Genomic DNA, 18,680 nt, shown 5'->3' with positions numbered 1-18,680 from the left:
TACATGCTGGGCATCGACGTAGTGTGCTTGGCCTCGGCGCGGTAGTCGTCGCTGCTCAAGTTGCACATCGTACATGGGGGCGGGTCGCACGATGCCGTGCCAATCAAGCCAGCGTGCTTTCCAGCCGCGTCATCGTCAGCGGTGCCAGCTCCTCCAGGGCTATGGCGATGGGAGGATGGTGCAGCAATGCGCGGCGGACCACGGTGTCCGTGACCATCAGGAATGCCAGGTGGCGGATCGCGTGGCTGGCGACGTTGATGACGTCGATCCGCTCCGGCGTGGGCGCTGCCGGCGCGCTGCCTTGGGCGATGTCCAGGGCGGGCAGCTCTTCGGCGGGCAGGTGCGGCGCCGGGTCGGGGCACACGGCATAGGTGAGCACCACCTGTCCTTCCGGCCGATGGCGCCAGCTCGTGGAGTGCACGACGGTGAACGGATCATCTGCGGACAGCTCACTGATCCGGCGGGCGACTTCGTCAGGGCTCTCACTCCGGTCGGGTGCTGCGGCGATCCGCCGATAGAGCCAGCGGCCGTCAACAGCTACCTGGAACAAGAGCGTCTCCACGGAGACCGGCGCGAGTCCAGCGTCGATCTGATCGTCCACAGGCAATCCCGTCCTCGTCGGCCCATCCATCGCGACTGATACGCAGGGGCAACGTGATGGCGTATCCGTGCCCCGAGAGCGGGCGGCATGCGTGGCACGGGCGCCCGTCGATACTTCGCCTCCCGGCACCAGCCAGATGGCCGATGGTCAAACCTTACTGCACAGTTATTGCAACTACTCTCAACGTGCATCCATGAGTGCCGGTGCCCCCGAGTCGTGTACCGGCGGTCGACGAACACCAGGTTCGTGTCGTTGGCGCGCTGCGGACGATCTCATGACCTGCCGCCTTGAAGCGGGCCTGATCGCTGCTGCTCGCATCGTTCATCTCCGGAATCCGTAACCGCCGACGGCGTCCATCGATATTGCCTATTATTCGTAGTTGCAAACTAATCGCAACTAGAGAAGGTGGGTATGGCGATCGTTCTGGGGATCGAGACCTCGTGCGACGAGACCGGCGTCGGGATCGTCGCGGACGGTCGGCTTCTCGGGGCCGCGCTGTCCTCTTCGATGGAGGAGCACATCCGCTTCGGCGGCGTGGTGCCCGAGATCGCCGCCCGGGCCCACCTTGAGGCGATGGTGCCGTGCCTGACAGCCGCCTTCGAGCAGGCCGGGATCGCCCCGTCCGACGTGGACGCCATCGCGGTCACCTCAGGGCCGGGCCTGGCCACCGCGCTGCAGACCGGGCTCGCCGCCGCCAAGGCGTACGCGCTGGCCCTGGGCAAGCCGCTGTACGGCGTGCACCACCTGGCCGGGCACGTCGCCGCCGACACCCTGGAGCACGGGCCGCTGCCCCCGCGGTCGGTCGCGCTCATCGTCTCCGGCGGCCACACCTCGCTGCTGCTGCTCGGTGACCTGGCCCGCGACCCGATCGTGCACCTCGGCGACACCCGTGACGACGCCGCGGGTGAAGCGTTCGACAAGGTCGCGCGGATCCTCGGGCTGCCCTATCCAGGCGGCCCCGCCATCGATCGGATCGCCCGCGACGAGAACCCGTCGGCGATCGGCTTCCCGCGGGCCATGCTCGACTCCGGCTACGACTTCTCCTTCTCCGGGCTCAAGAGCGCCGTCGCCCGGCACGTCGAACGAGGCTCCAGGCAGGCCGTGGCCGACATCGCCGCCTCCTTCCAGGAGGCGGTCATCGACGTCCTGACCCGCAAGGCCGTCAAAGCCTGCCTCGACCACAGCGTGGACACCCTGCTGATCGTCGGCGGGGTCGCCGCCAACAGCAGGCTCCGGCAGGTCGCCGCCACGCGATGCGCCGCCGCCGGCATCACGCTGCGCGTGCCCCGCCCGCAACTGTGCACCGACAACGGAGCGATGATCGCGGCCGTCGGGGATCTCCTCATCGCCGCGGACACGGCGCCGTCGCCACTCGCCCTGGCGGCCGACCCATCGGCCCCGCTGACCAGAGCCTCGCTCAACCCCCACGAAGAACAATGGAGCCGCTCGTGACCGACGCCCTGCCCATCACGTTGGTGGGAACGCCGGTGCTGCATCAGCCCTGCCGGCCCGTCGAACGCTTCGACGACGATCTGGCCCGTCTGGTCGGGACCATGTTCGCCAGCATGTACGCGGCTCGCGGCGTCGGCCTGGCCGCCAACCAGATCGGCGTCGACCAGCGTGTCTTCGTCTATGACTGTCCGGACCAGGACGACGTCCTCCACAAGGGCGTCGTGGTCAACCCGGTCCTGCGGCTCCCCGAGATCAAGCACCGCCGGCTCGATGAGGGCAACGAAGGCTGCCTGTCGATCCCCGGATGCTCCGCCCAGCTCGCACGCCCCGACCGTGCCGTCTGCGACGGCTTCGACGTCACCGGCGCACCGGTCACCGTGCACGGCACCGGACTCCTGGCCCGGTGTCTCCAGCACGAGACCGATCACCTCAACGGGCTCCTCTACATCGACCGCCTGCCCGCCGACACCCGCCGTGCGGTGCTCGCCGAACACGACCAGCGCCGCAGCGCCTCCACCTGAACCGGGAGACCGTCATGGAAGACGCCCGCATCCAGATCACCCGCGCCTTGCTGGAAGGCACCGACTGGGTGGTCAGGACCCGAGGATTCGCCCGCACCCTCCGCACGGCCGGACACCAGGCCGGAGACCTCCTGGTGGTCGGCACTCCCACCGACGAACCCTGGCACATGGCCGCGCACCTCTCCGACGAGGCGCAGTTCGCGGGCATCCCCGAGCTGGCGCCCACGCTGATCCGCCACCACGTCCCCGCCGGCGCGCCCGCGCACCTGTCGGTCGGGCTGAGCAGACTCGAAGCAGCCAGGAAAGGGCAGACGCTGTTCGTCGTCGCTCCCGGGGCGAGCGACGAGCACGTCCTGGAGCGAGTGGCGGACGCCCGCCGGTCGGGCGCGGTGATCCTCGCCATGGAGAACGGCGACCGCGACCTGCGCGACCTGGCCCACGACGCGCTCACCATCGCCGACGGACGGCCCACCCTGCCGCGAACGGCCCTACGGCCTGACGGTCTGCTGATTCCCGAGACGATGGCCTTCGAGACCGCCCAGCACCTGGTCAGCCTCGCAGCGGGAGAAACGCCCGTGACACTGGACGGACGCCGCGGATTCCGCGACAAACTGGCACGCTGGCTGGACGTCATCAGCGGCCCCACAGAGGCGGAGGATCGCCTGGTGAGCAGCTGACCACCCACAACGTGGTGACTGCGCCTGCTGCAGAACCCAGCGCGCGGTCGCATGGCCGGATGGCATCCGAGGAGGCTCCCCGAACCGGTAGCCTCCTCGCGTAACGTCACACCCTCTCACCACACGGGAGCCCCGTGCGGAGAGTCGCCAGGCTACTCGGTGGCGGGCAGGGACTCTGCCTTTCCTGTGCTGTCGGACCACTTCTCCTCGATGCGGCCGAACTTCCACACCGCCAGCGCGATGACCCAGGTCAGCAGGAAGAGCCCGACGATGCCGAAGCCGACGTAGTCGAGGTTCAGAGAGGCGATCCAGGCGAGCGGCCCGGTCTCGATGCCGAGTCGTTCGACGATCAACCCGACGAGGACCACACCGCCGATGACCAGGGCGACGGTCACCGACAGCACGGTGACGGTCAGGTTGTAGAAGACCTTGCGGATCGGTTTGAGGAACGCCCAGCCGTAGGCCCGGGACATGAAGACGCCGTCGGCGGTGTCGAACAGGCTCATGCCGGCGGCGAACAGCACCGGCAGCACGAGGATGGCGTACCACGGCAGGACGAACGTCGCCGAGCCGGCGGCCAGGACGAGCAGCGCGACCTGGGTTGCGGTGTCGAAGCCGAGGCCCATGAGCAGGCCGACGGGGTACAGGTGCCACGGCTTGCTGACCCGCCTGATCACCCTGGCGAGGAGGCGGGCCAGGAAGCCGCGGCGGTCGAGTTGCCGTTCGAGTTCGGCCTCGTCGTATTCGCCCGTCCGCATCCTGCGGAAGATCTTGGCGATGCCGATGACCGCGACGAGGTTCATCAGGCCGATCAGGATGAGGAAGCCGCCCGCGACGAGGGTGCCGATCAGGCCGAGTGTCTGCCCGATCTGCGATTCCTCGTTCTGGACGACGCCGGCGACCGCCCGGACTCCGAGGGCCAGCAGCAGGCTCGCGACGAAGACGACCGAGGAGTGGCCGAGGGAGAACCAGAAGCCCGTGCTGACGGCCGGGGTGCCTTCGCCTACGAGCTTGCGGGTGGTGTTGTCGATGGAGGCGATGTGGTCGGCGTCGAAGGCGTGCCGCACGCCGAGGAGGTAGGCGGTCAGGCCGAGGCCGACGCTGAACACCCCGGCGCTGCCGAGCTGGTAGCGGTGGGGAGCGACAGCGAACACGAGCACGGCCCAGCCGACGACGTGCAGGAGGAGGACGATCCCCGTCATGCCGCCGAGAGATCGCCATTCTTTGGGGGTGAAGGCGTTGCGCAGCCCTGTCTTGCGCCCCGCGGTGCTGTCTGGAGTCGGTGTTGGGGAGTTCATGTGCCCCTCACTGTCGTGCGATGCGGGATAGTAGACGTTGAGGCCAACCCGCAATAAGTACGTTGTTGCAAGCAAAGCGCAACAACTACCGGTGATGGTACGACGGCGGCAGTAACGACCTCCTCACCGGGTCAGGTTCGGGCAGCCCCTGCGCTCTTGACGCGGTCCGGCGGTGCAAGCTCGGCCAGCCGGGCCCGCACCCAGGGGATGCTGCGTTTGAGGGCGGTGGCCAGTCTGGCGAGCGTCCATCCTTCCGCTTGCCGTTCGGAGAGCCAGCGATGCAGGTCTGTGGTCCCCGCCAGGGCAGCCGCCGCAGCGATGTTCGCCCCGACTCTGGAGTGCTTTCCCGCGTCACTGTTCACGCCCGTGTGGCGTACCTCGATGCCGGGGTCGGTCAGGCTTCGGCGCACCACGGCGCGACTCACGCGGAGCAGGGTGGCCAGTTCCTCGATCCCGTTCTGCTGCTCGATGTAGAGCTTGACCAAACCGTCGCGTACGTCGGGGAATCCGAGCTCGCGCAGGTTGTCGCGGAGCCTGGCCTCGGCTGCCGCGGTTCTGGTGCGGCGGCCGGCGGCAAGTTCGCGTAGTTGCGCCTCACGTCGTTGAGGGCTGATCAGGCGCTGCCGGGAGGCCAGGTCGGCGAGCTCGCCGGAGCGGGCCATCCGGTGACCTTGCCCGAGATCGGTTCTGGTGCGGACAGATCGCCGGTAGAGGCCCCGTTGGGTGGCGCGCCGGGCTTCCGTGTGCTCGCGGGAGGAAAGCGCCTTGCTGGCGAACAGCCCGAACGCCTGCCGGTAGGCGTCGGCGGTCAGCCCATGGACCCGGACGTGGCTGCCCAGGGCGCGGTACCAGCGCCCGCACACGTGGCACAGGACGAGGTCGTTGTCGGTGTCCCGGACAAGCGTGCCGATGGGGGCGTGGAGCCCGTCGTGCGACGGAGGAGAGTTCATCATCCACCGGCCCAGGAGAGATCGCTGCATGTAGCTTGCAAAAGCATATTAGTTGCAGGAATGTCATTTGGAGGTAAATGTGGCCGCGGGTCGGCCTGAGGAGGTGATTCACATCGAGGTGCCCGTTCAAGCACCGATGGGCGTCGGACGCGCGCCGTATCCGCGGGTGCTGGTCGCTGCGGCGTTGTCCAACCTCGGGGACGGGGTCAGGCTCGTGGCGTTGCCTCTGCTCGCTGCGGCGCTGACTCGTGACCCCGCGCTGGTCGGTGCTCTGACGGCCTGTGCTTACCTGCCGTGGGTGCTGTTCGGCCTGCCCATCGGGGCGCTCCTCGATCGGGGCCGGCCCGAGGTGTTCATGGCGGTGGCGAACGTCGGGCGGGCCGTCCTGCTCGGCCTGCTGACGGTGACGCTGCTGCTGGACCTCCGTTCGATGGTCGTGCTGTACGCGGTGGCGTTCCTGCTCGGCGTCGGCGAGGCCGCCTACGACAACGCGGCGCAGTCCCTCATACCGAAGATCGTGCCGGACGCGCGGCTGGAGTCGGCGAACAGCGGCCTGGTGACGGCCGAGCGGGTGGGCCAGGACCTGATCGGCCCGGCGGTGGGCGGGGTGCTGTTCGCCGCCGCGATGACCTTGCCCTTCGGGCTCAACGCGGTGACGCTCGCGCTGGCGGCGGTCCTGCTCGCAGGCATCCGGACCGCCGGCCCGGCGACCTCGGCCAGGCGCGCGGTGATCCGTGACGCGGTGGAGGGGATGCGCTGGCTGGTCCGGCCACATCTGGTGCGGACGGTGGTGCTGATCGGCTGTGTGATGAACTTCGTGACGCTGGCCTGGGAGTCGACGCTCGTGCTGCTGGCCGTGGGGCCGATGCGGCTGTCCGACGGCGGGTACGGCGTCATGCTGGCGTCCGGCGCGGTCGGCGGGGTGGCCGGCGCGATGGTCACGCCCGGCCTGGTGCGGCGGTTCGATCGCCGGTGGCTCCAGGTGGCGGCGCTGACTGTCTGCGCGCTCGTCGATCTCGCGCTGGCCGCCTACCCGAACCCGGTGACGGGTGCGCTGGCCTGGGGCGGCACGGGGGCGGGGTTCGCGGTGTGGAACGTGCTGTCGGTGACCTTGCGACAGCGCGAGGTTCCGCCTGAGTTGCTCGGCCGGGTCAACAGCGCCAGCCGGACGCTGTCGATGGCGGCCGCCCCGCTGGGCGCGCTGGCCGGTGGCGCGCTCGCGGCCGTCGCGGGGCTGCGGGCGCCTCTGTGGATCGCGGGCGTCGTCCTGACCGTCCTCGCCGTGGCCTTCGCCGTACGGAGCCGTCCGGCATGAACGGTGACCTGGACGAGACCCTGGCCCGCGTGGGCCTGCGCCGGACCGTCCCGCGGCTGACCATCCTGGACGTCCTCGACGAGGCAGGGACCCATCTCAGCGTCCTGCGCCTGCATCGGCTGGTGGCCGGTGCGCACCCGATGGTGAATCTCTCCACCGTCTACCGGAACGTGACGGTGATGAGCGAGTACGGCGTGCTGCACAGCATCGAGCACGGCGGCGAGACGCTGTTCGGTCTCGCCACGACGCCGCACCATCACCTCGTCTGCGAGCGCTGCGGCCTGCTCGTCGAGTTGCCCGCGAACGAGTTGGCCCCGGTGGCAGACCTGGTCATGGCGAGTTGCGGCTTCGAGATGGATCCCGCCGGCCAGGTCCTGCGGGGCCGGTGCCGGCGCTGTCGGCATGCCGCCCATGACGCGAGCTAGTTGCGGGACTATTGTTTCTGCGAGATATATGCAAGTAGGAGAATTCGAGGAGAGATACTCATGGGTGAGTACACCCTTCCGGACATGCCCTACGACTACGCGGCCCTGGAGCCCGCGATCACCGGGGAGATCCTGGAGCTGCACCACGCCAAGCACCACGCCGCCTACGTCAAGGGTGCCAACGACACCCTGGAGCGGCTGGCCGAGGCGCGTGACAAGGGTGAGTTCGGCGGGCTGGTCGGGCTGGAGAAGACGTTCGCGTTCAACCTGTCCGGGCACGTCCTGCACACGATCTTCTGGCAGAACCTGTCGCCCGACGGCGGCGACCGCCCCGACGGCGAGCTGGGCGACGCGATCACCGAGCACTTCGGCTCCTTCGACGCGTTCAGGAAGCAGCTCACCACCGCCACCGCCACCGTGCAGGGCTCGGGCTGGGGCGTGCTGGCCTGGGAGCCGCTCGGCCGCCGCCTCGTGGTCGAGCAGGTCTACGACCACCACGGCAACGTCGGCATGAACGCCACTCCGCTGCTGGTGTTCGACGCCTGGGAGCACGCCTACTACCTGCAGTACCGCAACGTGCGCCCGGACTACGTCGAGAAGCTCTGGGGTCTGATCAACTGGAACGACGTCATCGCCCGCTACGACGCCGCCCGCGGCGCCTGACGTCCTGATGCCGGCGACGCCCGCCCGGCCCGAGCTTGGTCCGCGGGGCCAGGCGGGCGCCGCCACCTTTGAGATCCGGCTCATCCCGGCGAGCGAGGTGCACGACTTCCTGGCCGCCGTGGCGGACGTGGCAGATCAGGTCTTCACCCGCCCGCCGTGGGCCGAGCCACGCGAGGCAGCCCGCGCGGTCGCCGAGCGCCTGGCCGCCGACGCGCCGGCGCCGGGATTCACCCTCGCCGCCGCCCTGCACGGCGATCAACTCCGTGGTTTCGCCTACGGCGTGCGCTGCTCCCGGCTCGCCTTACTCGCCTCCCGGTTGCCGCGCCACGACTTCACCCTCAAGGAACTGGCGGTCGCGCCTCCGGCACGCGGGTATGGGCTCGGCAGGATGCTGCACGACGCGCTCCTGGCCGCGGCTCCGTCGACGTCCTGGTGGCTGGTCACCCACCCGCAGGCCGGCGCAGCACTGGGACTGTATCGCCGTCGCGGCTGGCGCGTGGCCGCGCTGCGTCAGGGGCCGCAGAACCGGCCCCGGCTGATCATGCTGCGTGAGCCCTCCCACTGACGCTCTGCCGGATTGGCCATTGACCGCTCTCGTGCCGCCGCTTACCGTGCTTATTGCAAAAGACTCGCAATTGCGAGGAACCTGCAAGCTATCCATGAGGAGGATGGCCATGGCACACGTCGCATTTGAAGAGATCGAGGACCTCACCGTCTGCGTGAGGGCCCACACGCCGGCAGTCGACACCGAGTTCGCCTGGAACGAGGACGACGACAAGTGATCGACCGCGGGAGGCCGCACCCCGGTCTCCCGCACCCTTACCGCCCTCGCCACCTCGCACGACTCCGGAGGCCAGCCGGATGACCCGCCCGCTCCGCATCGCCCCCGGACACCAGCTCTACCAGGGCGCCGACGGCATCTGGCGCTGCCACGAGCCCGACGGCCGCATGACCCGCATCCTCACCCCCGGCGCGCTGATGCGGCGTCTCCCGCAAACCCTGGCCGGGGCCGTCCCGATCGACGATGACCTGGCCGACCTTCTGCAGGCCCTGGAACAGCGCGGGGTCCTCATCCCGGCCGAGACCGCCCCGCCGCTGACCGATCGCGTCGTCCACGTGACCGGGGAGACCCTCATCGCCGACATCACCGCCGCTCTCCTGCAGCCGCACGTCAAGGTGGTACGCGGCCCGCTGGAGTCGATCGACGGCGTGGACATGGTCGTCGCCTGCGCCGACTGGTTACCCGACGGCGAGTGGCAGCGCATCGACCGGTTGTGCGCCGACCTCCCCTGGCATCGCTGCCACGCCGACGGGCTCGCGTACCGCGTCGGGCCATGCACCATCCCGGGCCGCACCGCCACCTACGCCGACACCCGCGCCCGCCGCCTCGCCGCCGCCCGCCTGCCGGACGAACTGCTCACCTTGTGGGAACGGCTGGATTCCGGCGACGCCCTGTCCGGCGACCCGGGGAACACCTCGAGCGGACTCGTGGCCGGGTTGCTGGCCGATGACGTGCTCGCGGTCCTGTCCGGACAGCCGACCCCGAGCGAGGGCTATCAGATCATCGTCGGCGCCTCGCTCACCCGCCGCCCCGTACTGCCCCTGCCCAGGCTGGGCCGGGAGTGGACCGCCACGCCTGAACAGCTCGTGGATCCGGAATACGGGCTGATCACGCGGGTGGTACGGGAGCCGAGCGCGCTGGACGCCTGCGTGATCTTCCGGGCGTATGTGGCGGCCACGGACCGCTTCGCGTCGTGGAAGGCCGACCGGGTGGCCGGCGGCGCCTCCTTCGACAAGAACCAGGCCAGAAAGGCGGCCGTCGGCGAGGCGGTGGAACGCTACTGCGGCAACGCCATCCCCGACGGCCTTCCCCGCGGCAGCCACGCCGAGCTGGCCGCCGACGCGATCGACCCGCAGGACTTCGCCCTGTACGCGCCGCACCAGTACGCGGCTCCCGGCTTCCCGTTCACGCCGCTGACCCGTGACCTGGAGATCGAGTGGGCGACGGGCCGCGATCTGATGAGCGGCACGAACGTCCTGGTGCCGGCCCCGCTGGTCTATCTCAACTACACCCGCCCCCCGCACACCAACATGCACGCCAACGCCGGCATCGCCGCGGGTGCCGATCGAGCACGGGCCGAACGCTCGGCGCTGGAGGAACTGTTCGAGCGCGACGCGGTCACGCTGTGGTGGCTGCGCGGGCGGCAGGCCACCCGCTTCACCCCGCACGACCTGGCCCGTCCGGTCGCGGAGGCGGCGGGCCGCGGCCTGTCGGTGACCTTCCTGACGATCCCCTCGGCGTTCGGGGTCCCGGTCATCGGCGCCTTCCTGGAGGACCGCGCCCGCCAGGTCGTCGCGTTCGGCACCGCCTGCCGCTCCCAGCCGGAGACGGCGGCGGCCAAGGCGTTCACCGAGGCGGCGGTGTCGTACACGATGAGCCTGGGCCTGCTGGACGGCGACGCCGCCGTCTGGCGCACCTCCGACCACCCCTACCGGCCCTACCGCGCCGACCGGACCTACCGCGACGCCTTCCGCCCCGACTGGCACGACCTGACGGACCTGGAGCTGAACCTGCAGCTCTTCCTCGACCCGCGCATGCAGGGCCCGCTGCTGGACCGCCTGCGCGAGCCCCGCCCCGGTCCGCCGCCCTCACCCGTCGATCCCGACAGCTACGTCAGCAGGCTGGCGGCGGCGGGGCTGCGGGCCGTGTCGGTGGACCTGACCACGCCCGACGTGCGCGCCACGGGCCTGAGCGTGGTGCGGGTGGTGGCGCCCGGCCTGTACGGCAACGCGCCGGCGGCCTTCCCCTTCCTCGGCGGATCCCGGCTCGCCACGACCGAGCCGATCCTCGACCCTCTTCCCTTCGCTTGAGCGAGCTTAAGGAGCACCACTGAAGATGAGGATCGGACTGGCCCTCGGTTACCACGGGGAGCCCATGACGGAGATCCTGCCGCTGGTCGAACATGCCGACCGGATCGGCGTGGACTCGGTGTGGAGCGTGGAGGAGTACGGCGCGGACGGGGTCAGCGTGCTGGCCTACCTGGCGGCCAGGACCGAGCGGATCAAGCTCGGCACCGGCATCCTGCAACTGGCCGGCCGCACCCCGGCCAACACCGCGATGACCGCGCTGACGCTGGACATCCTGTCCGAGGGCCGGCTGCTGCTCGGCCTGGGGGTGTCGGTGCCGTGGATCGTGGAGGGCTGGCACGGCGTCCCGTACGGCAAGCCGCTGGCCCGCACCCGCGAGTACGTGGAGATCCTGCGCAAGGCGATCCGCTGCGACGAGCGGGTCACCCACGACGGCGAGTACTACCAACTGCCCTACCACGGCCCCGGCTCCAGCGGCCGCGCCCGGCCGGTCAAGGCCCTGCTGGACCCGGTCCGCACCACGATCCCGACCTACCTGGCCGGCATCGGGTCCGGCATGGTGCGGCTGGCGGGCGAGATCGCCGACGGCTGGCTGCCCGGCTTCTACTCGCCCGAACGCGAGACGGCCATCACCGCCCCGCTCGACGAGGGGCTCAAACGCGCCGGCCGCGATCCGGACGCCGTGGACATCGCCGTGATCACCCACGCCGTCCGCACCCGCGACCTCGACAAGGCCCGTGACGAGTTGCGCCCCCTGTACGCCGCCTACCTCGGCCCCGACGTCCCCGGCGTCCGCAACACCTACTTCGACCTGGCCCGCGAGATCGGGTTCGAGGCCGAGGCCGAGACCATCCGCACCCACCACCGGGAGGGCCGCCGCGCCGAGGCGATAGCCGCCGTGCCCGACGCGCTGCTGGACGAGGTCGCCCTGCTAGGCCCACTGCCGCGGATCGTCGACCGGCTCGCGGCCTGGAAGGACTCGCGGGTCGGCACGCTGGCGCTCATCACCCGCGACCGTGAACTGCTGGAGGCGGTGGTGTCCGCATGAGGCGGCTCCTGATCCTGGCGATGGCCCTGACCCTGACCGCCTGCGCACAAACTCCCGTCGCCCAAGAGGCCAAGCAGGCCGCAGCGCCGCAGGCCGGCTTCCCGGTCACGATCGAGAACTGCGGGCGCAAGCTCACCTTCGACAAGCCGCCCGCCAAGGTGGTGACCGGCTACCACCCCGCCCTGGAGACCCTGCTCGCCCTCGGCCTGGGCGACCGGATCGCCGGGCGCACGAACTTCTCCGAAAGCCCGTTCCTGCCGGGGCAGAAGGAGCAGTACGACAAGATCCCCGAGATCGCCGACACGATCATGCTGCCGCAGAAGGAGGTCATGCTCGCCCAGGGCGCGGACTTCGTCCTGGACAACGCCATGGCCAGCTTCGACGCCGCCGGCGGCTACGCCACCGTGGAGGAGCTGAACTCGGCCGGCACCCCGGTGTACATCCTGGGCGGCTGGTGCAACCCCGAGCAGGTGCTCCAGTTCACCATCGACGACACCTTCGCCGACCTGCGCAACCTCGGCGCGATCTTCGGCATCCCCGACCGCGCCGCCACGCTGATCAGCGAACTGCAGGGCAAGCTCGCCGACGTCAAGAAGCGTGTCGCCGGCCGGACCCCCGTCAAGGTGCTGGCCACCGACGGCGGCAAGGGCCCGGTCAACGCCTACGGCGGCGCGGGCCTGACCAACCAGATGATCACCCTGGCCGGTGGCGTGAACGTGCTGGCCGACGTCAAGGGTGACTACACCGAGGTCAGCGCCGAGAAGATCAGCGCCGCCCAGCCCGATGCGGTCATCGTCAGCGACTACGCCACCCTGCGCGGCGAGGACATGCCGAGCTCACCGGCCAAGGCCGCCGAAGCCTTCGCCATCGCCAAGAACAGCCCGGCCGCCAAGAACCAGCGCTACCTCGCCCTTCCCGTGGCAGCCCAGCACCCCGGCTACCGCAACATCCTGGCCCTCACCGACATCGCCCGCTTCCTGCACCCCGACGCCTTCACCCAGTGACCAGCACAACTCAGCAGAACCCGGCCCAGACCGGGCTCGTACCCAAGAGCCGCCGCGCGAGCCGGTTCCTCCTGCTCGTCGCTGCCCTCCTCGTCGCCGTCGTCGCCTCCACCTGGCTGGCGGTGAGCATCGGCGCCGTGCCCGTCGCCCTGCCCCAAGCGTGGGGCATCGTCGCCGACCACCTCATTCCCGGCGTGGTGCCACGCACCTGGACCCCGGTGCAGGAGCAGATCGTGTGGGAGTTCCGGCTGCCTCGCGCGCTGCTGGCGCTCCTGGTCGGGGCCGGGCTGGCCGTGGTCGGGGCGGTGCTGCAGGCACTGGTGCGCAACCCGCTGGCCGACCCGTTCCTGCTCGGCGTCTCCTCCGGCGCCTCGTTCGGCGCAGTATGCGTGTTCGTGCTGGGCGCGTCGGCGCTGGGCGGGCTGTCGTTGTCGGCCGCCGCCTTCGCCGGTTCCCTCCTGGCGCTGGGGCTGGTGTACGCGCTGGCCCAGCGTTCCGGACGGATCACCCCGTCGCGGCTGGTGCTGGCCGGGGTGGCGCTGGCCTACCTGTTCCAGGCCGCCTACAGCTACGTCCTGCAACTGGCCCAGAGCGGCCGGGCCGCGCAGCAGGTGCTGTTCTGGTTGATGGGCAGCCTTGGTGGCGCCCGCTGGGAGACGCTGCCGCTGCCCACCGTCGTCCTGGCCGTGGGGCTGGCGTACCTGCTGCTGCAGCACCGGCCGCTCAACGCTCTCACCGCCGGGGAGGAGACAGCCATCTCGCTCGGCGTGAACGTACAGCGCTTCCGCCTCACCCTGTTCGTGCTGACCTCGCTGCTGGTCGGCGTGCTGGTGGCCACCAGCGGCGCGATCGCGTTCGTCGGGCTCATCGTGCCGCACGCCGCCCGGCTGCTCGTCGGCGCCGACCACCGCCGGGTCCTGCCCGTCACCGCCCTGCTCGGAGCCGTGTTCCTCCAGCTCGTGGACATCGCCGCCCGCACCGTCAACGCCCCGCAGGAACTGGCGCTCAGCATCGTCACCGCCCTGTTCGGCGTGCCGTTCTTCCTGTGGCTGCTACGCCGCCGCTCCGTCGACCGGGCGGTGAGCGTCACGTGAAGCTTGACCTGCGCGGCGTGTCCGTCGCGCTCGACGGCCACCCGATCGTGCACGAGGCCGACCTGCTCGTGGACGACGGCGAATTCGTCGGCCTCGTCGGGCCGAACGGCTGCGGCAAATCCACCCTCCTCCGCACGATCTACCGGGCCCTGCGCCCCGCCGCCGGGCTCATCACCGTGGACGGCGACGACGTGCACCGGCTTCCCGCCCGCCAAGCCGCCCAGCGCACCGCCGTCGTCGCCCAGGAGACCCCGGCCGACCTGGACTTCACTGTGGCCGAGATCGTCTTCATGGGCCGCACCCCGTACAAAGCCGACGCCGCCACCGACGAGGAGCTGTGCGCGCGGGCGCTGGACCGCGTCGGCCTGACCGGCGCCGCCGACCGCATCTTCGCCGCCCTGTCCGGCGGCGAGAAGCAACGCGTGTTGCTCGCCCGCGCCCTCGCCCAGCAGACCCGCCTGCTCCTGCTGGACGAGCCCACCTCCCACCTGGACATCCGCCACCAGCTGGAGATCCTGCACCTGGTACGCGAACTGGGCATCGCCACCCTCGCCGTCCTGCACGACCTCAACCAGGCCACCGCGTTCTGCGACCGCCTCTACGTCATGAACGCCGGCCGCATCGTGGCCGGAGGTCCGCCCGAACAGGTCCTCACCCCCGAACTGATCTCCCAGGTGTACGGCGTGCGCGCCGTACAACGCACCCAGCTCGTCTTCGAACGGCTCAAGGAGGAGCAGTGATCTCCCGACTGCTGGCCCTGTCACCCTCGATCCGGTGGCGCCTGGCCGGACTCGTGATGCTGCTGCTGTCCATCACCGCCACCTACGTCGGCCAGGGCATCCTCGTCGCCCAGGCCCTGTCACGCATCTTCGCCGGGCAAGGGCCGGGCTCGATCGTGTGGCTCGTCGCCGCGGTCGTCGTCTTGCAGCTGCTCCGCAGCGCCGCGCTGGCCGTCCGCGAGAGTGTCGCGCTCCGCACCTCCGGCGCCGTCAAAGCCGAGCTGCGCCGGCGGCTGACCGCCAAGCTGCTGGAACTCGGGCCCGCGCACGCCCAGCACGGCCGCACCGGCTCGACCCAGACCACGCTGGTGGACAGCATCGAGACGGTAGACGCGTACGTGGGCAAGTTCCTGCCCCAAGTGGCCGCCGCCATCATCGGGGCGATCGCCGTGACCGCGTACCTGTTCACCCTGGATCCGCTGGTCGGCGCCGTCGTCCTGACCTGCGCGCTGCTCATGCCCGTACTGCCGCTGGCCTCGGACCGCGTGCTCAGGGGCCGCAACGCCGCCTGGTTCCGCAGCTACAAGGGCATGTACGCCGAGAACCTCGACGCCCTGCAGGGCATGGCAACCCTCAAGGCGTTCAACGCCAGCGGGCGGCGCGGGGCCGAACTGGGCCGCCTGGCCGAGCAATTCTGCCGCGACTCGATCCGGCTCATGGCCATCGTCATCGGCTACGTCGGCGGCGTGGCGTTCGTCATCGGCCTGGGCACCGCCGTGGCGCTCGGCATCGGCGCGCTGCGCCTGGCCGCTGGCGAGCTGACCGCCACCGAATTGCTGATCATCCTGCTGCTCACGGCCGAGAGCTTCCGACCGCTGAAGGAACTGGAGGCGGCCTACCACTCCAGCTACAACGCCGTCCCCTCGCTCAAGGCCGTCTTCGAAGTCCTGGACACGCCCGGCCCCTCGCAGGGCACCAGCACGCCCGCCTTGACGGGCCCGCCGTCCGTGGCCTTCGAGAACGTGCTCTTCACCTACCGAGACCGCGACCGTCCCGCCCTGGACCACTTCTCGCTCGACATCGCGCCAGGCGAGCGCGTCGCCCTCGTCGGCCGCTCGGGAGCGGGCAAGACCACCGTCGCGTCCCTCCTCCTGCGCTTCTTCGACCCCTCCGGCGGCCGCGTCACCGTCAACGGCCTGGACATCCGTGACCTGCCCCTCGACCACCTGCGCGCCCTCATCGCCGTGGTCTCCCAGGACACCTACCTCTTCCACGGCAGCGTCCGCCGCAACCTTGCCCTCGCCCGCCCCGACGCCACCACCGCCGAGCTGGAAGCCGCCGCCCGCGCCGCCCAGGCCCACGAGTTCATCGCTGCCCTGCCCGACGGTTACGACACCGTGGTGGGCGAGCGCGGCCTCAAGCTCTCCGGCGGCGAACGCCAGCGCATCGCCATCGCGCGAGCCCTGCTCAAAGACGCCCCCATCCTCGTTCTCGACGAGGCCACCTCCAGCGTCGACGCCGCCAACGAGTCCGCCATCCAGCACGCCCTCGACACGCTGTCCGGCGGCCGGACCACCCTGATGATCGCCCACAGGCTGTCCACCGTCCAAAGCGCCGACCGGGTCATCGTCATGGCCGACGGCCACATCGAAGAAGCCGGACCGCCCACCGAACTGCTGGCAGGCCAGGGCGCGTACGCCCGGCTGGTCGCCGCCCAGAACGGAGCGACCCGATGACCACCCTGACCGCGACCACCGCGCCCGCCCGCACCGGATCCCGGTTCCGGCCACTGCTCGCCCTACTCGGCCCGCACCGGCCACTGCTCCTGACCGCGATCGCCAGCGGCATCGCTCACCACCTGGTCGTCCTCGCCTCCGCCTGCATCGGCGCCTGGGTCGTCAGCCGCGCCATCACCGGAGCCACCCCCGACGACCTGCGCGGCGGCCTGATCGTCCTCAGCCTGCTCCTCCCGTTCCTGGCCCTCTTCCCGTGGCTGGAGTCCTACCTCGCCCACGTGGCCGCCTTCCGCGTGCTGGCCGACGTACGCGCCCGCGTCTACGCCGCCTTCGAACGCCTCGCCCCCGGCTACCTCCTCCAACGCCGCTCCGGCGACCTCGGCACCGCCGCCATCTCCGACGTCGAACAACTGGAGCTGTGGTTCGCCCACACCCTCAGCCCGCTCATCAGCGCAGCCACCGTCCCCGTCGCCGCACTCACCGCCCTGGCCGTCTTCCACCCCGCCCTCGCCGCAGCCCTCGCCCCCGCCCTGATCCTCCTCGCCCTCCTGCCCGCCTGGCTGCGCAAACGCGCTGCCGCCCAGGGGGCCAAACTCCGCGCCGAACTCGGCGAGCTCAACGCCGAAGCCGTCGACACCCTCCAGGGCCTGCGCGAACTGCTCACCTCCGGTGCCGACACCCGCCAGCTCGACCGGCTCACCGAACACAATCAGCGGCTCCTGAACGCCAAACTCGCCCACGGCCGCCGCTCCGGCCTCGAACACGCCGTCACCAACGCCGCCACCACGCTCGGCCTGCTCACCGTCCTCGTCATCGCCGCCCTGCTGACCTCGGCCGGGAGCCTGCAACCGGCGCTGTTCCCCGTCGCCGTCGTCCTGGCCGCCACCACGTTCGCCCCGGTCATCGCCGTCACAGACGTCGCCCGCGACCTCAACCTCGTCATCGCCGCCGGCGACCGCATCATGACCATCCTCAACACCCCGGCCCCCGTCACCGACCGCGTCACCGCCCCACCGCCCGGCCCTATCGAGCCCCGCGTCCGATTCGAGGCGACCCGCTTCCGCTATGCCCCAGACCTCCCTGAAGCGCTGGCCGACGTCACCTTCGACATCGCCCCAGGCCAGACGGTCGCGCTGGTCGGCCACTCAGGCGCGGGCAAGTCCACCTGCGCCAGCCTCCTCATGCGCATGTGGGACGTCACCGCCGGCGCGATCACCATCGGCGGCCACGACATTCGCGATTTCCCCCAGGAGGACCTGCGCCGCCTGATCACCCTCGTCCCCCAGGACGTCTACCTATTCAACATCCCGCTGCGCGACAACATCCGCCTCGGCCGCTCCGACGCCACCGACGAAGAGGTGGAGAGTGCCGCCCGCGCCGCCCACGCCCACGAGTTCATCACCGGCCTGCCCGACGGCTACGCCACCCTGCCCGGCGAACTCGGCGCCCGCCTGTCCGGCGGCCAGCGCCAGCGCATCGCCATCGCCCGCGCCCTCCTCAAGGACGCCCCCATCCTCATCATGGACGAGGCCGTCTCCAACCTCGACGCCGAAAGCGAGCAGGAGGTCGCCGCCGCCATGACAACGGCTCGCCGCGACCGCACCACCCTCGTCATCGCCCACCGCCTGTCCACGATCCGAACCGCCGACCGCATCGTCGTCCTGGACAACGGTCAGGTCGCCGAAACCGGCACGAACGCCGAACTCCTCGCCGGCAACGGCACCTACACGCGGCTGCTCGCCGCCCAACTCATCGGCTGATCACTAGCGAACCCGCAAATCGGACGCTGTGGCTGAATATTCGGGCCCTACAAGGCCAGAACGGCAGCCACTATGAAGGCATGTAAACGCGGCCGAAGGCGGCTTGGCCAGTGCTTGGATGGGTCTACGACTAGGCCGGGCGCGTTCCGGCCGCCAGTCCATCCTGCACGCCCTTCTGCTGGGTGTCGTTGGGGTCTGGCTTTACGGTTCGGCCTGAGATGGCCGATACCCGACAGCGCAAACCAGCACAGTTCGCTCTCGCTATCGGCCCGCCGATGTGCCGGACACCTGCCGAAGAGCATGTGACGAGCATGAACTCGGCCATCTTCGCCTCGCGGGAGACGGTGGGGAACCGAGAAAGTGCAGGTCGGATGGGGTGTGGAGTGATAGGGCGCCCGGGGCTCGAACCCGGAACCTACGGATTAAAAGACGCCAGCTATTGTGCCGTTCCCTATCCCAGTCTATCTCAATGTATCACTCTGTCCGTAAATGCTGTTGCCATAAATGCCTAAGAATGCCACGTGGTGTTCGCTGGTGCCGTTGACCGAA

General features: G+C 70.3%; 17 protein-coding genes. 14 read left to right on the top strand and 3 right to left on the bottom strand.

The window, feature by feature from the left end:
• Positions 1–103 precede the first annotated feature (103 nt).
• A complete protein-coding gene (locus tag ACWDRB_RS55325) occupies positions 104–601 on the bottom strand; it encodes a hypothetical protein (protein ID WP_449908726.1) in 498 nt (165 codons plus the stop codon).
• Between the two features lie 411 nt (positions 602–1,012).
• Between ACWDRB_RS55325 and tsaD the strand changes: the two genes are divergently transcribed.
• Genes tsaD through ACWDRB_RS55310 form a run of 3 tightly spaced genes read left to right on the top strand, consistent with a single transcriptional unit; the run spans position 1,013 to position 3,251 of the window.
• Positions 1,013–2,053, top strand: a complete 1,041-nt coding sequence (gene tsaD / locus ACWDRB_RS55320; RefSeq protein WP_449908724.1) for a tRNA (adenosine(37)-N6)-threonylcarbamoyltransferase complex transferase subunit TsaD — start codon at positions 1,013–1,015, stop codon at positions 2,051–2,053.
• A complete protein-coding gene (gene def / locus ACWDRB_RS55315; RefSeq protein WP_449908722.1) occupies positions 2,050–2,574 on the top strand; it encodes a peptide deformylase in 525 nt (174 codons plus the stop codon). The genes tsaD and def overlap by 4 nt, the downstream gene beginning before the upstream one ends.
• Before the next feature lie 14 nt (positions 2,575–2,588).
• On the top strand, positions 2,589–3,251 hold the full coding sequence (locus ACWDRB_RS55310; protein WP_449908721.1) for a hypothetical protein: 663 nt from the start codon (positions 2,589–2,591) through the stop codon (positions 3,249–3,251).
• A 152-nt stretch (positions 3,252–3,403) separates the two neighbouring features.
• On the opposite strand, the gene ACWDRB_RS55305 is transcribed toward ACWDRB_RS55310, so the two are convergent.
• Both ACWDRB_RS55305 and ACWDRB_RS55300 read right to left on the bottom strand, forming a co-directional pair.
• A complete protein-coding gene (locus ACWDRB_RS55305; RefSeq protein ID WP_449908719.1) occupies positions 3,404–4,549 on the bottom strand; it encodes a HoxN/HupN/NixA family nickel/cobalt transporter in 1,146 nt (381 codons plus the stop codon).
• A 131-nt stretch (positions 4,550–4,680) separates the two neighbouring features.
• Positions 4,681–5,529 carry a MucR family transcriptional regulator gene (locus ACWDRB_RS55300; RefSeq protein ID WP_449908717.1) on the bottom strand — a complete coding sequence of 283 codons (849 nt, stop codon included), beginning with the start codon at positions 5,527–5,529 and terminating at the stop codon, positions 4,681–4,683.
• Positions 5,530–5,602: 73 nt separating this feature from the next.
• Here ACWDRB_RS55300 and ACWDRB_RS55295 point away from each other — a divergent pair, with 73 nt between their 5' ends.
• The 11 genes from ACWDRB_RS55295 to cydC all read left to right on the top strand — a co-directional run bounded on the left by ACWDRB_RS55295 (position 5,603) and on the right by cydC (position 18,131).
• A complete protein-coding gene (locus tag ACWDRB_RS55295) occupies positions 5,603–6,814 on the top strand; it encodes an MFS transporter (RefSeq protein WP_449908716.1) in 1,212 nt (403 codons plus the stop codon).
• Positions 6,811–7,239 carry a Fur family transcriptional regulator gene (locus ACWDRB_RS55290; RefSeq protein WP_449908714.1) on the top strand — a complete coding sequence of 143 codons (429 nt, stop codon included), beginning with the start codon at positions 6,811–6,813 and terminating at the stop codon, positions 7,237–7,239. The genes ACWDRB_RS55295 and ACWDRB_RS55290 overlap by 4 nt, the downstream gene beginning before the upstream one ends.
• A gap of 60 nt (positions 7,240–7,299) precedes the next feature.
• Positions 7,300–7,902, top strand: a complete 603-nt coding sequence (locus ACWDRB_RS55285) for a superoxide dismutase (RefSeq protein ID WP_449908712.1) — start codon at positions 7,300–7,302, stop codon at positions 7,900–7,902.
• Between the two features lie 7 nt (positions 7,903–7,909).
• Positions 7,910–8,467 (top strand): GNAT family N-acetyltransferase, encoded by a 558-nt coding sequence (locus tag ACWDRB_RS55280; RefSeq protein ID WP_449908710.1) that lies wholly within the window; start codon positions 7,910–7,912, stop codon positions 8,465–8,467.
• A 296-nt stretch (positions 8,468–8,763) separates the two neighbouring features.
• Positions 8,764–10,773 (top strand): YcaO-like family protein, encoded by a 2,010-nt coding sequence (locus ACWDRB_RS55275; protein ID WP_449908708.1) that lies wholly within the window; start codon positions 8,764–8,766, stop codon positions 10,771–10,773.
• 25 nt (positions 10,774–10,798) lie between these two features.
• Entirely contained in the window at positions 10,799–11,818 is a 1,020-nt protein-coding gene (locus ACWDRB_RS55270) for an LLM class F420-dependent oxidoreductase (protein ID WP_449908706.1), read from the top strand.
• Complete coding sequence (locus ACWDRB_RS55265) at positions 11,815–12,822, top strand: ABC transporter substrate-binding protein (protein WP_449908704.1); 1,008 nt, start codon at positions 11,815–11,817, stop codon at positions 12,820–12,822. The genes ACWDRB_RS55270 and ACWDRB_RS55265 overlap by 4 nt, the downstream gene beginning before the upstream one ends.
• The gene (locus ACWDRB_RS55260) at positions 12,819–13,916 is read left to right on the top strand and encodes a FecCD family ABC transporter permease (RefSeq protein WP_449908702.1); all 1,098 of its coding nucleotides are present in this window, start codon (positions 12,819–12,821) and stop codon (positions 13,914–13,916) included. Before ACWDRB_RS55265 ends, ACWDRB_RS55260 begins: the two co-directional genes overlap by 4 nt.
• On the top strand, positions 13,913–14,656 hold the full coding sequence (locus ACWDRB_RS55255; RefSeq protein WP_449908701.1) for an ABC transporter ATP-binding protein: 744 nt from the start codon (positions 13,913–13,915) through the stop codon (positions 14,654–14,656). Before ACWDRB_RS55260 ends, ACWDRB_RS55255 begins: the two co-directional genes overlap by 4 nt.
• On the top strand, positions 14,653–16,371 hold the full coding sequence (locus ACWDRB_RS55250) for an ABC transporter ATP-binding protein/permease (protein ID WP_449908699.1): 1,719 nt from the start codon (positions 14,653–14,655) through the stop codon (positions 16,369–16,371). The genes ACWDRB_RS55255 and ACWDRB_RS55250 overlap by 4 nt, the downstream gene beginning before the upstream one ends.
• Complete coding sequence (cydC, locus tag ACWDRB_RS55245; protein WP_449908697.1) at positions 16,368–18,131, top strand: thiol reductant ABC exporter subunit CydC; 1,764 nt, start codon at positions 16,368–16,370, stop codon at positions 18,129–18,131. The genes ACWDRB_RS55250 and cydC overlap by 4 nt, the downstream gene beginning before the upstream one ends.
• Positions 18,132–18,680: the final 549 nt, after the last annotated feature.

The organism is Nonomuraea sp. NPDC003707, from assembly GCF_053587055.1.
Note: the sequence above shows the minus strand (reverse complement) of the source record. Positions and strands in the feature narration are given on the sequence as shown.

Excerpts from the sequence above, each read along its gene's own strand:
- tsaD (WP_449908724.1), top strand. The coding sequence starts at position 1,013 with ATGGCGATCGTTCTGGGGATCGAGACCTCGTGCGACGAGACCGGCGTC.
- ACWDRB_RS55310 (WP_449908721.1), top strand. The coding sequence starts at position 2,589 with ATGGAAGACGCCCGCATCCAGATCACCCGCGCCTTGCTGGAAGGCACC.
- ACWDRB_RS55305 (WP_449908719.1), bottom strand. The coding sequence starts at position 4,549 with ATGAACTCCCCAACACCGACTCCAGACAGCACCGCGGGGCGCAAGACA.
- ACWDRB_RS55300 (WP_449908717.1), bottom strand. The coding sequence starts at position 5,529 with ATGCAGCGATCTCTCCTGGGCCGGTGGATGATGAACTCTCCTCCGTCG.
- ACWDRB_RS55290 (WP_449908714.1), top strand. The coding sequence starts at position 6,811 with ATGAACGGTGACCTGGACGAGACCCTGGCCCGCGTGGGCCTGCGCCGG.
- ACWDRB_RS55285 (WP_449908712.1), top strand. The coding sequence starts at position 7,300 with ATGGGTGAGTACACCCTTCCGGACATGCCCTACGACTACGCGGCCCTG.
- ACWDRB_RS55280 (WP_449908710.1), top strand. The coding sequence starts at position 7,910 with ATGCCGGCGACGCCCGCCCGGCCCGAGCTTGGTCCGCGGGGCCAGGCG.
- ACWDRB_RS55275 (WP_449908708.1), top strand. The coding sequence starts at position 8,764 with ATGACCCGCCCGCTCCGCATCGCCCCCGGACACCAGCTCTACCAGGGC.
- ACWDRB_RS55270 (WP_449908706.1), top strand. The coding sequence starts at position 10,799 with ATGAGGATCGGACTGGCCCTCGGTTACCACGGGGAGCCCATGACGGAG.
- ACWDRB_RS55265 (WP_449908704.1), top strand. The coding sequence starts at position 11,815 with ATGAGGCGGCTCCTGATCCTGGCGATGGCCCTGACCCTGACCGCCTGC.
- cydC (WP_449908697.1), top strand. The coding sequence starts at position 16,368 with ATGACCACCCTGACCGCGACCACCGCGCCCGCCCGCACCGGATCCCGG.